We start from the raw sequence: 11,178 nt of genomic DNA on the forward strand, positions 1-11,178 counted from the left end.
CTTGCCGGTTTCAGACTTGCCGGTTCGATTATGGTGCGGAATGCTGTAGTGCTTCTGGCGGAGACGCCGGCAGGGCACCGCAATTCCGCCCTGCCCTGTGCGTGACCCCTGCCCTGCGCGTGACCGGAGCCTCACCCGTGCCGCAATCCCCGGCCGACCATCGCTATAAAGACCGCCCGCTGGTTCTCGCCTCCCGCAGCCAGGCGCGGGTGCGTCTGCTGGCCGAGGCCGGCATTGCCGCCGAAGCGGTGCCGGCCGATCTCGACGAGCGCGCCACCGAGCGTCCGCTTTCGCAGGCCGGTGCCGGACCGGCGGAGATCGCACTTGCCCTCGCCGGGGCCAAGGCCCGCGCCACCGCGCTGCTGAGGCCGGAGGCCATCGTCATCGGCTGCGACCAGACGCTCGATCTCGACGGCGTCAAGTTCGACAAGGCGCCGGATGTGGCCGCCGCGCGCGACCAGCTCGCCCGCCTGTGCGGCCGCACGCATGTGCTGCATTCCGCCGTTGCCGTGCGCGAGCCGGACGGCAGCCTGTGGTGTCATGTTTCCGATGCCCGCCTCACCATGCGCCCGTTCAGCAACGCCTTTCTCGATGCCTATGTGGCGGCCGAGGGCGAGGCGCTGACCGGCACCGTCGGTGCCTACCGGCTGGAAGGGCGCGGCATTCAGCTGTTTTCCGCCATCGAAGGCGATTATTTCACCATCCTCGGCCTGCCGCTTCTGGCGCTCGCCGGGCGTCTGCGGACTCTGGGAGTGCTGCTGTCATGACCGATCGGAGCGAAAACCGTCCCATCCCGCGTGCCGGCGTGATCGGCTGGCCGGTCGCTCATTCGCGGTCGCCGGTGATCCACGGCCACTGGCTTGCGCGCTACGGCCTTCAGGGCCGCTATGACCGCATTGCCGTCGATCCGGCGGAGGCGGAGGCTTTCTTTGCCGGCTTCCGCGACAGCGGGCTTGCGGGCGCCAATGTCACGGTGCCCTACAAGGAGGCCGCGGCAAAGGCCTGCGACGTGCTCGATCCGCTGGCCGAGGCGCTGGGCGCGGTCAACACGCTCTGGATCGAGGATGGTCGCCTCAACGGCACCAACACCGACGTGACCGGCTTTCTCGCCAATCTCGATGCCGAGGCGCCGGGCTGGGATGCCGGCGGCGGTGCGGCGGTGGTTCTGGGCGCCGGCGGTGCGGCGCGCGCCGTGGTCTATGGCCTCGCGGCCCGCGGCTTTGCGCCGGTTCATGTCGTCAATCGCACCCGCGCCCGTGCCGAAGCGGTGGCGGCGCTGGCGAAGGGGCGCGACGGCCACAGCGTCGGCCGGGCCCATGGCTTCGACGAACTGCCGCAGCTTCTGGCGCGCGCCCGGGTGCTGGTCAACACCACCTCGCTCGGCATGGCGGGGTCCGGGCCGCTGGATGTGGATCTCTCGCCCCTGCCCCACGATGCCCTCGTGACCGACATCGTGTATGTGCCGCTCGAAACGCCGCTTCTGGCGGCGGCGCGGCTGCGCGGCAATCCGGTTGCCGGCGGGCTCGGCATGCTGCTGCATCAGGCGGCGCCGGGCTTCGCCCGCTGGTTCGGCGTCTTTCCGGAGGTCGACGAAGCGCTCTATGAAGCCGTCATCGCCACGCTGCCGCCGGAGGCCGGCCGGCGATGATCGTCATCGGTCTGACCGGATCGGTCGGCATGGGCAAGTCGACGACCGCGGCGCTGTTCCGCCGTGCCGGCGTGCCGGTGCACGATGCCGATGCCACCGTGCACGCGCTCTATCGCGGCCGGGCGGCACCGCTGATCGAGGCTGCTTTTCCCGGCACGGTGGCTGACGGGGCGGTCGACCGCACCCGCCTTGCCCCGTTCGTGCTTGGCAACGAGGCGGCGATGACGCGGCTGGAAGCCATCGTTCACCCGCTGGTGCGGGAGGAGGAAACGGCCTTTCTCGACCGTGCCCGCGCCGGCGGCCGCCGCGCCGCGGTGCTGGATGTGCCGCTGCTGATGGAAACCGGCCGCGACCGCAAGGTCGATGTCGTGGTCGTGGTCACGGCCGATCACGCCGTGCAGCGCCACCGTGTGCTGTCGCGGGCGGGCATGACGGCGGAGAAGTTCGAGGCGATCCTCGCGCGGCAGATGCCGGATGCCGAGAAGCGCCGCCGGGCGCATTTCCTTATCGACACCGGCCACGGGCACGATTATGCCGCCCGCGCGGTCGCCGCCATCCTGCGCGCGGTGGCAGGCCTGCGCGGCGGGCGCGCCGGCGCACAAGACGAAGGGGCGTGAGACAGGATGCGCGAAATCGCGTTCGATACCGAAACCACCGGCCTCAAGGCCCGCGGCGGCGATCGTCTGGTGGAAATCGGCGGAGTGGAGCTGGTCAACGGCATCCAGACCGGGCGCAGCTACCACGTCTATCTCAACCCGGAACGCTCGATGCCGGCGGAAGCCTTTGCCGTGCACGGCCTTTCCGAAGAATTCCTGCGCGACAAGCCGCTGTTTGCCGATGCGGTGGATGAGTTCCTGACCTTCATCGAAGGCGCGACCCTGGTCATCCACAACGCCGATTTCGACATGGGCTTCATCAACATGGAGCTTGGCCGCGTCGGCCGTGAGCCGATCCCCATGACACGGGTGATCGACACGCTGCAGATTGCCCGCCGCAAGCACCCGGCCGGCCCCAATACGCTCGATGCGCTCTGCGCGCGCTACAAGATCGACAATTCCATGCGCACCCAGCACGGGGCGCTGCTCGATGCCGAGCTTCTGGCCGAGGTCTATGTGGAACTGACCGGCGGCCGGCAGGCAGCCCTCGGCCTCGTCGACGAGGCCGGCGGCGGGCGGGCGGGCTCTGCGCTTGCCGGCACGGCCGCCCGGGCCCGCCCGCGCCCGGCGCCGCTTGCCCCGCGCATCACCGATGCCGAGGCGGCCGCCCATAAGGCGTTCGTGACGGGCATAGGCGACAAGGCGCTGTGGACGCTCTATGCCCCGCCGGCCGGCGGGGGCGAGGACCACTGAGGCGCGGACCACTGAGCCGGAACGGATCGCCGGGCCGGAAATGAAACGGACCGGCCCGCGGGTGCGGACCGGTCCGGAAGGCGGTGCGCTTCAGCGGCTCAGTTGGCCGCCTGCGCGTGCTGCAGGTTCTGCTGGTAGAGCGCCACGAAATCGATCGGATCCAGCAGCAGCGGCGGGAAACCGCCGTCGCGGGTGGCATCGGCCACGATCTGGCGCACGAACGGGAAGAGCAGGCGCGGACACTCGATCATGACGAGGGGCTGCAGCTGCTCGGCCGGCACGTTCTGCACGCGGAAGATGCCGGCATAGCTGATTTCGGCGTGGAACAGCACGTCGTTCTCGGTGCCGGCACGCGCTTCGGCGCTGAGCGTCACCTCGATGTCGGTCTGCGACAGGGGGCGGGCGCCGACATTGACCGAGACATTGATCTGCGGCGGGTTCTGGCGCGGCTGCAGCGACATCGGGGCGTGCGGGTTCTCGAACGAGAAGTCCTTGACGTACTGCGCAAGAACGCTGATCGAGGGCTGATTGCCGTTGTCGGTTTCGCTCATTTTGTTTTCGTTCGCGTTCGGGTTGGGGCCGCAGGCAGAAGAAACGCGCGGCCGGGCGCACCGGCGTCCGGAACCCTGATGACCGGAACAGCCCGCGCGGAAGTCAGCAATTGCGGCAGCCGGTGCGAATGCCATCTCTCGCGAAGACGGTATCGGCAGGGCCGCGCAAGCCGGACGGTCCGGAAAAGGGGGCCGGGCCTGCCGCCCTGCCCGCATCGCCCGTTTCCGGGCGCCGGGCCTGTGACAAGGCCGGCCGGTCCCCCGCCTCGCCGGCCCCATGGCTCTATCATGGGCCGTGCGGGCTTCACAAGCCGGCGGCTTGCCTCTTCCCCGTCACGGCGACAGTCATGGTCTCTGTCACAGGACAGCCGTGCCACAGGACAGCCGTCATGGCCGCCCGTCCGGTCCGGGCAGGCGCCAGGGCGTGGTGCCGTCCGCTCCGCTCCGGCGCGGGGTGATGTCTTCGGCCTCGATATCGATCACCGCACCGGTGCCCGGCGGCGCGCGCATGTCGATATCGACGACCACCATGCGGCGGCGGATCTGGTTCCAGACGAAATCGCGCACCGGCGGCAGGAACAGCGCCAGCCCCACGACATCGGTGATGAAACCCGGAACGATCAGCAGCACGCCGGCCAGCATGACCATGGCACCGTGGGCGATGGCCTCGCCCGGCACCCGGCCGGCATCCATCTCGCTCTGCATGCGCCGCACGATGTCGAAGCCCTGCCACCGCATCAGCGCCGCGCCGGCCACCACCGAAAGCAGCACAAGGGCGATCGTCGGCATCACGCCGATGACGCGGCCGACCATGATGAAGACGGCGATTTCCAGAAACGGCAGCGCCAGCAGGGCAAGAGCGATCAGCCCGCCGGGCCGGAAGGCCGGGCGAAGCGGGGCGCCGGAGTTGGGATCGAAGGATGCCATGCGGCCAAGCGTCCGAAGAAGGTCCAGAAACGGGATAACGCGGGAAGGGGATATCGTCTGCCGCCTAATATGGGCGCCCGTGCGGCGGTTGCGAGAGGACCGGTTGCCGCTCCGCACCGGCCGGAGGCACTTTCTCGCCCGGCCGACCTTGTATCGCCGCTTTTATACTGCTTGAACGTCACCTACATGAGGGCCGGGCAGGCTGCTGTGGCGAAAGCAGGCAAAGCCGGGCACAATGCGTGAAATGCAGGCGGGCGCGGGCGTGTCCGCGCGCATCTGAACGGGCGGTCCGGGCAGGTGCGTTAAACGGTCAGGTGAGATGGGCGACTTTCTCGACATCTATAACATCATCTTCCTGGTACTGGCGGTGGTCATTTTCCTGCGCCTGCGGTCGGTGCTCGGCCGGCGCACGGGCAACGAGGGCCGGCCCGTCGACCCCTTCGCCAAGCGCGGCCCCGCTGAGGCCCCGAAGAGCGAGGCGGAAGCCCCGCGCCGCGACCTGCCGCCGGTTCACGACAACGTGACGCCGCTGCCCACCGCCCGCCCGGCACCGGCCGCCAACGACGCCGGCGAAAGCGGCGTCTCGGTGCTCGACCGGGTGGCGCCGGAAGGCTCGCCGCTGCGCGACGGCCTCAAGGCCCTGCTCGCCGCCGATCCGTCGTTTGAGCCGGAGCGCTTCGTTGCCGGTGCCCGCGTCGCCTATGAGATGATCGTCACCGCCTTTGCCGCCGGCGACCGCAAGGCGCTGAAGCCGCTGCTGTCGCGCGATGTGTTCGAGGGGTTCTCGGCCGCCATCGCCGCCCGCGAGAGCCGCGGCGAAAGCGTGGATTTCACCTTCGTCGGCATTTCGCGGGCCGAGATCGTGGCCGCCGGCCTGCGGGGCGTCACCGCGGAAGTGACCCTGCGCATCGACAGCGAACTGGTGTCGCTGACCCGCGACAAGGACGGCAAGGTCATCGACGGCGATCCGACCCGCGTCAGCAACGTCGTGGATCGCTGGACCTTTGCCCGAGACACCGATCAGCGCGATCCGAACTGGAAGCTGGTCGCCACGGAATCGGCCGGCTGATGCCGGCCGGCACGGGCCGCAAGCGGCCCTGCAATGTCCGGCCCTGCAGCGCCTCCCGCCGCTCTGCCATTTCCCGCTGCTCTGCCATGACGGCGCGCCCTGTGCGCGCCGCCTTGCTTTGTGCCGGGCTGGCGGTTCTGCCGGCCGCGGCGCTCGCCGCCGGCAGCCCCGCCCAGCCGGCAGCCGCGGTCCCGGTTTCGCCATCGGCGCTGCCGGGCTGGGCGGATGACGATCAGGCGGCCGCGCTGGCGGCGTTCCTGCGGTCGTGCGCGCGGCCCGCGCCGGCTGCGGAGGCGGCCGGCGGGCCGGCAGTCGGGGTCGATCCGCAGAACCTTGCCGCAGCCTGCGCGGCGGCGCGCGCCCTGCCCGCGCCGGCGGACCGCGGGGCCGCACGCCGTTTCTTTGAAAGCCGTTTCGACGCGGTCTTTCCGCCGGCGCCGGAGAGCGGCTTCCTCACCGGCTATTTCGAGCCGGTGCTTGCCGGTTCCCGGGTGCGCAGTGCGCGCTATCCGGTGCCGCTTCACGCCCTGCCGGCGGATCTGGTGGCACTGGGCGGGGACGACCGCCCGGCCGGCCTCGATGCGGCGCTGACGGCCGCGCGCCGCCAGGACGACGGTTCCCTCGTCGCCTATCCCGACCGCGCCGCCATCGCGGCCGGGGCGCTCGACGGGCAGGGCCTTGAGCTTCTGTTCGTGGAAAGCCCGGTGGAGGCCTTCTTTGCGCAGGTGCAGGGCTCGCTCACCGTGCGCCTTGAGGACGGCAGCACCGAGCGGCTCGGTTATGCCGGCCGCAACGGCTATCCCTACACCGCAATCGGGCGGATTCTGATTGCCCGCGGGGCGATTTCGCGCGAGGAGATGACCGCCGACCGCCTGAAGGCCTGGCTCGAATCCCATCCCGACGAGGCGCCCGCCATCATGGCCGCCAACCGCTCCTATGTGTTCTTCCGCCGGCTCGGCACCGGCGAGCCCGGTGCCGGCCCGCCGGGCACCGCCGGCGTGGCGCTGACGCCGGGGCGCAGCCTTGCCATCGACGGCACGCTGCATCTTCTCGGCACGCCGATGTGGATCATGGCCGGAAATGCCGATGCGGGGCAGGGCGATGCGCCGCTGAACCGCCTCGTCGTGGCGCAGGATACCGGCAGCGCCATTCGCGGCGCCGGGCGCGGCGATCTGTTCATCGGGTCCGGTGCGGCGGCGGGCCTCGTTGCCGGGCGGCTGCGCCATCCGATGCAGCTTGCCGTTCTCGTGCCGCGCGGGGAGCCGCGCCCGTGAGCGCGCGTCGCCGCAAAGGCCTCAGCGACGAGGACCGGGCGCTCTGGGCGCTGCTGGCCGCCACGGTGGAGCCGCTGCCGCTGCGCCGCGCGCGCATGGCGCGCCGGGCGAAGGCGGCCGGCGAGGCCGGCGGCCCGGATGCCGCCGCCGACGCGGCCGCCGCTCTGCCGCCCGCGGCTGCGCCGCCGGCGGCGAAGGCCGGTGCGGCCGCCGCCCCGGCCCGGCCCGTGCCGCCGCCGCAACCGCCGGTGCTGCCGCTGGAGCGGCGGGTGATGCGCGAGCTGAAGAGCGGGCGGCGCGAAATCGAAGACCGCATCGACCTGCACGGCTTCACGCAGGAAGCCGCCCACATGCGGCTGATGGCCTTTCTGGTGCGCGCCCAGATTTCCGGTTACCGCACCGTGCTGATCATCACCGGCAAGGGCGCGCGCGACGGCGAGCGCGGCCCGCTGCACGAACCCGAGCGCGGCGTGCTGCGCCGTATGGTGCCGCACTGGCTGGAAATGCCCTCTGCCCGGCATATCGTGTCCGGCTACAGTCAGGCGAGCCTTGCCCATGGCGGTGCGGGCGCGCTTTATGTCCGCATCCGCCGGGTGCGCGGCTAGCGGACCCGGGCCTGCCGATCATCTGGTTCTTCTATCTTTCTTTCCAGTTTCTTCCTCTTCCCAAGCCGGACGGCCCCGCGATGAGCACCGAATCCTCCCCGCCCCAGCAGCCCCTGAAAGTGTTCGTGGTGCCGGTCACCCCGTTCCGCCAGAACGCTTCCATTCTGGTTTGCGGCACCACCAACAAGGCTGCGATCGTCGATCCCGGCGGCGATATCGACACCCTGCTCACGGCGCTGGCGGAATCCGGCGGCGAGGCGGAAAAGATCCTGCTCACCCACGGCCATCTCGACCATGCCGGCGCGGCGGCGGATCTCGCTGAGCGGCTCGGCATTCCGGTGGAAGGCCCGCACCGGGCCGATGAATTCCTGCTGCAGGACCTGCCGGCGGCCGGTGCGCGCTTCGGCCTTGAGATGCGGCCCGTCAGCCCGGATCTGTGGCTGGAGGAGGGCGACACCGTGACGGTCGGTGCCGTTGAGTTCGACGTGCGCCATGTGCCGGGCCACACCCCCGGCCATGTCGTTTTTCTGGCCGAGGGGCTGAACTTCGGCATCGTCGGCGACACGCTGTTTGCCGGCACCATCGGCCGCACCGATTTTCCCTACGGCTCGCAGGACCAGCTGGTTCAGGCCATCCGCGAAAAGCTGATGGTGCTGGACGATGCCTTCACCGTTCTGCCCGGCCATGGGCAGGCGACCACCATCGGTCAGGAACGCGAGATCAACCCCTACGTCCGCTGAGCGGCGGACCGGGCGGCCGGAAGCAACCGCGGCAAAAACAAAGCCCCGGCATCCCATCGGATGCCGGGGCTTTCTGTTTCCGGCCGTCCGGCCGCGCGATCACATATGGATCGCGCGCTTCTCAACGGCGAGGGCCGCTTCCTTCACGGCTTCCGACAGCGTCGGATGGGCGTGGCAGGTGCGGGCGATATCTTCCGACGAGGCGCCGAACTCGATGGCGATGGCGGCCTCGGCAATCAGCGTGCCGGCATCCGGGCCGATGATGTGGACGCCGTAGACGCGGTCGGTCTTGGCATCGGCCAGCACCTTCACGAAACCGTCGGTGGTGCGGTTCACCTTGGCACGGCCGTTGGCGGTGAAGGGGAACTTGCCGACATTGTAGGCGATGCCGGCGGCCTTCAGCTCTTCCTCGGTCTTGCCGACCGAGGCGACTTCCGGGGTGGTGTAGATCACGCCCGGAATGACGTCGTAGTTCACATGGCCGGCCTGACCGGCGAGAAGCTCGGCCACCGCCATGCCTTCGTCTTCCGCCTTGTGGGCCAGCATCGGGCCGGCGATCACGTCGCCGATGGCATAGATGCCGGGAACGTTGGTGGCGTAGTGCTTGTCGGTGACGATGCGGCCGCGCGGGTCGAGCTGCACGCCGACCGCCTCAAGGCCGAGGCTTTCGGTATAGGGCCGGCGGCCGATGGCAACCAGCACCACGTCGGCATCCAGCACGTCCGGCGCGCCGCCGGCCGCCGGCTCCGTCGTCACCTTCAGCACGTCGCCGGTGCTGTCGATGCCGGTGACCTTGGCGGAGAGCTTGAAGGCGAAGCCCTGCTTGGCAAGAATGCGCTGGAACTGCTTGGCAACCTCGCCGTCCATGCCCGGCAGCAGGCGGTCGAGGAACTCCACCACCGTCACCTCGGCACCGAGGCGGCGCCACACCGAGCCGAGTTCGAGGCCGATCACGCCGCCGCCCACGACCACCAGCTTGCCCGGCACCTTGTCGAGGGCGAGGGCACCGGTGGAGGAGACGATCCGCTTCTCGTCGATGGTCACGCCCGGCAGCGGCATCACGTCGGAGCCGGTGGCGATCACGATCGCCTTTGCGGCGATGTCCTTCGGCTCGGCATTGGCGGCGGAAACGCGGATGCTGCCCGGGCCGGTGATGGTGGCCAGCCCGTGATAGGCGTCGACCTTGTTCTTCTTCAGCAGGAACTCGACGCCCTTGACGTTGCCGTCCACGCCCTCATCCTTGAAGGCCATCATTTTGGCGAGGTCGAGCGCGGGCGAGGAGACGTTCACGCCCATGGCCGCGAAGGCGTGGCCGGCTTCCTCGAAGGCCTCCGAGGCGTGCAGCAGCGCCTTGGAAGGGATGCAGCCCACGTTGAGGCAGGTGCCGCCGTGGGTGGCACGCTTCTCGACCACCGCCACCTTGAGGCCGAGCTGGGCGGCACGAATGGCGCAGACATAGCCGCCGGGGCCGGTGCCGATGACGACGAGATCGTAGGAGGCCATTGGGGAACTTCCTCGCTTGGACAGCGCTTGTTATCGCCGGTGACCGGCTTCAGGAATCCGATCGGGGCCGGCGGACAGGAAAAACGGGGCCGCAACCGGCTGCGGGAAGACCCGGACGGGTCGCGTCCGGCCAGCCGCGGACTGACGTGACGCATAGCGCAGGATGGCCGCTGCCGGAAGCCCTCCGGAAGTCAAATCCGGCTTTGGGCGGGCAGGTGCGGCGCCGCGCCCCGCCCGGCGCGGGCCACGCGGCCCGTTGCAGCCGGCGCGCGGCTTCGCTACCCCTTTCGGGGTTCATCGTGCGACGGGCGGCCCCCGCCGCGATCGTTGCAGCCGGCCGCAGGCCGGGGGAGAGTGATCCATGTGTTCAGAACGAACCGTTGCCGATGCCGGTCCCTTTGAAACGCTGATCGTGGAGGTGACGGGTCCGGTCGGTCTCATCCGCCTCAACCGGCCGAAGCAGCTCAATGCGCTGAACAGCGTGCTGGTCCACGAACTGACGCTGCAGCTCGCCGCCTTCGACCGAGACGAGAGCATCGGTGCCATCGTCATCACCGGCTCGGAGAAAGCGTTCGCCGCCGGGGCCGATATCAAGGAAATGGCCGAACTCGGCTTCATCGAGGCCTATACCCACGATTTCCTCGGCGGCTGGGACCGGGTGAGCCACACCCGCAAGCCGGTCATCGCCGCCGTTGCCGGCTATGCGCTGGGCGGCGGCTGCGAACTCGCCATGATGTGCGATTTCATCCTCGCCGCCGACACCGCGAAGTTCGGCCAGCCGGAAATCAAGCTCGGCGTCATGCCCGGGGCCGGCGGCACGCAGCGCCTCACCCGGTTCGTCGGCAAGTCCAAGGCGATGGAAATGGTGCTGACCGGCCGGCTGATGGATGCCGCCGAAGCCGACCGCGTCGGTCTCGTCTCGCGCGTCGTGCCGGCGGCCGATCTGGTGGCCGAGGCGGTGAAGGTCGCCACCGAAATCGCCGGCTACCCGCGGCCGGCGGTGATGCTGGCCAAGGAATGCGTCAACACCGCCTTCGAGACCACGCTCACCGAAGGCGTGCGGGTGGAGCGGCGGCTGTTCCATGCCCTGTTCGCCACCGAAGACCAGAAAGAGGGCATGGCGGCGTTCATCGAGAAGCGGGCGCCGCAGTTCCGCAACCGCTGAGGGTCACTTCAGCAGATCGGGCCGGCGCGCGCGGGTCAGCTCCAGCGCCTGGTCGCGCCGCCACTTCGCAATGCGGCCATGGTCGCCGCTGACCAGAATGTCGGGAATGGTGCGGCCTTCCCATTCGGCCGGGCGGGTGTAGTGCGGATATTCCAGCAGCGGTTCGGAGAAGCTCTCCTCGGTGCCGGAGCTTTCCTTGCCCATCACGCCGGGAATGAGCCGCACCACGGCATCGATGAGCACCATGGCCGGGATCTCGCCGCCGGAAAGCACATAATCGCCGACGGAAACTTCGGTCAGGCCGCGGCCGTCGATCACCCGCTGGTCGACGCCCTCGAAGCGGCCGC

The 11,178-nt window shown here is 69.8% G+C and carries 12 protein-coding genes and 1 pseudogene; 9 read left to right on the forward strand and 4 right to left on the reverse strand.

All coding sequences use genetic code 11. From position 1 onward, the window contains the following. Positions 1 to 137 precede the first annotated feature (137 nt). Genes V7067_RS09400 through dnaQ form a run of 4 tightly spaced genes read left to right on the forward strand, consistent with a single transcriptional unit; the run spans position 138 to position 2,997 of the window. On the forward strand, positions 138 to 767 hold the full coding sequence (locus V7067_RS09400; protein WP_334175636.1) for a Maf family protein: 630 nt from the start codon (positions 138 to 140) through the stop codon (positions 765 to 767). Then, entirely contained in the window at positions 764 to 1,648 is an 885-nt protein-coding gene (locus V7067_RS09405) for a shikimate dehydrogenase (protein ID WP_334175637.1), read from the forward strand. Before V7067_RS09400 ends, V7067_RS09405 begins: the two co-directional genes overlap by 4 nt. After that, on the forward strand, positions 1,645 to 2,265 hold the full coding sequence (coaE, locus tag V7067_RS09410) for a dephospho-CoA kinase (protein ID WP_334175638.1): 621 nt from the start codon (positions 1,645 to 1,647) through the stop codon (positions 2,263 to 2,265). Before V7067_RS09405 ends, coaE begins: the two co-directional genes overlap by 4 nt. Positions 2,266 to 2,271: 6 nt before the next feature. Beyond that, entirely contained in the window at positions 2,272 to 2,997 is a 726-nt protein-coding gene (gene dnaQ / locus V7067_RS09415; RefSeq protein ID WP_334175639.1) for a DNA polymerase III subunit epsilon, read from the forward strand. A 98-nt stretch (positions 2,998 to 3,095) separates the two neighbouring features. On the opposite strand, the gene secB is transcribed toward dnaQ, so the two are convergent. Continuing rightward, positions 3,096 to 3,548 carry a protein-export chaperone SecB gene (gene secB, locus V7067_RS09420; RefSeq protein WP_334175640.1) on the reverse strand — a complete coding sequence of 151 codons (453 nt, stop codon included), beginning with the start codon at positions 3,546 to 3,548 and terminating at the stop codon, positions 3,096 to 3,098. A 387-nt stretch (positions 3,549 to 3,935) separates the two neighbouring features. Continuing rightward, positions 3,936 to 4,475 (reverse strand): FxsA family protein, encoded by a 540-nt coding sequence (locus V7067_RS09425; protein WP_334175641.1) that lies wholly within the window; start codon positions 4,473 to 4,475, stop codon positions 3,936 to 3,938. A gap of 319 nt (positions 4,476 to 4,794) precedes the next feature. Here V7067_RS09425 and V7067_RS09430 point away from each other — a divergent pair, with 319 nt between their 5' ends. The 4 genes from V7067_RS09430 (at position 4,795) to V7067_RS09445 (ending at position 8,163) form a co-directional block, all read left to right on the forward strand. Beyond that, a complete protein-coding gene (locus V7067_RS09430) occupies positions 4,795 to 5,544 on the forward strand; it encodes a Tim44/TimA family putative adaptor protein (protein ID WP_334175642.1) in 750 nt (249 codons plus the stop codon). An 86-nt stretch (positions 5,545 to 5,630) separates the two neighbouring features. Continuing rightward, complete coding sequence (locus V7067_RS09435; RefSeq protein ID WP_334175643.1) at positions 5,631 to 6,818, forward strand: MltA domain-containing protein; 1,188 nt, start codon at positions 5,631 to 5,633, stop codon at positions 6,816 to 6,818. Beyond that, positions 6,815 to 7,423, forward strand: coding sequence for a Smr/MutS family protein (locus tag V7067_RS09440; RefSeq protein ID WP_334175644.1), 609 nt, complete (start codon positions 6,815 to 6,817; stop codon positions 7,421 to 7,423). Before V7067_RS09435 ends, V7067_RS09440 begins: the two co-directional genes overlap by 4 nt. Positions 7,424 to 7,503: 80 nt before the next feature. Next, a complete protein-coding gene (locus V7067_RS09445) occupies positions 7,504 to 8,163 on the forward strand; it encodes an MBL fold metallo-hydrolase (RefSeq protein WP_334175645.1) in 660 nt (219 codons plus the stop codon). 99 nt (positions 8,164 to 8,262) lie between these two features. On the opposite strand, the gene lpdA is transcribed toward V7067_RS09445, so the two are convergent. Beyond that, a complete protein-coding gene (gene lpdA, locus V7067_RS09450) occupies positions 8,263 to 9,666 on the reverse strand; it encodes a dihydrolipoyl dehydrogenase (protein ID WP_334175646.1) in 1,404 nt (467 codons plus the stop codon). Positions 9,667 to 10,027: 361 nt separating this feature from the next. Here lpdA and V7067_RS09455 point away from each other — a divergent pair, with 361 nt between their 5' ends. Beyond that, complete coding sequence (locus tag V7067_RS09455) at positions 10,028 to 10,831, forward strand: enoyl-CoA hydratase (RefSeq protein WP_334175647.1); 804 nt, start codon at positions 10,028 to 10,030, stop codon at positions 10,829 to 10,831. Positions 10,832 to 10,834: 3 nt separating this feature from the next. Here V7067_RS09455 and V7067_RS09460 read toward each other — a convergent pair. Next, a pseudogene (locus V7067_RS09460) lies at positions 10,835 to 11,178 on the reverse strand (tRNA (guanosine(37)-N1)-methyltransferase TrmD); the annotation flags it as partial.

Origin of the sequence: Pseudoxanthobacter sp. (genome assembly GCF_036822375.1) — a bacterium.
In the GTDB taxonomy this organism is placed as follows: domain Bacteria; phylum Pseudomonadota; class Alphaproteobacteria; order Rhizobiales; family Segnochrobactraceae; genus Pseudoxanthobacter.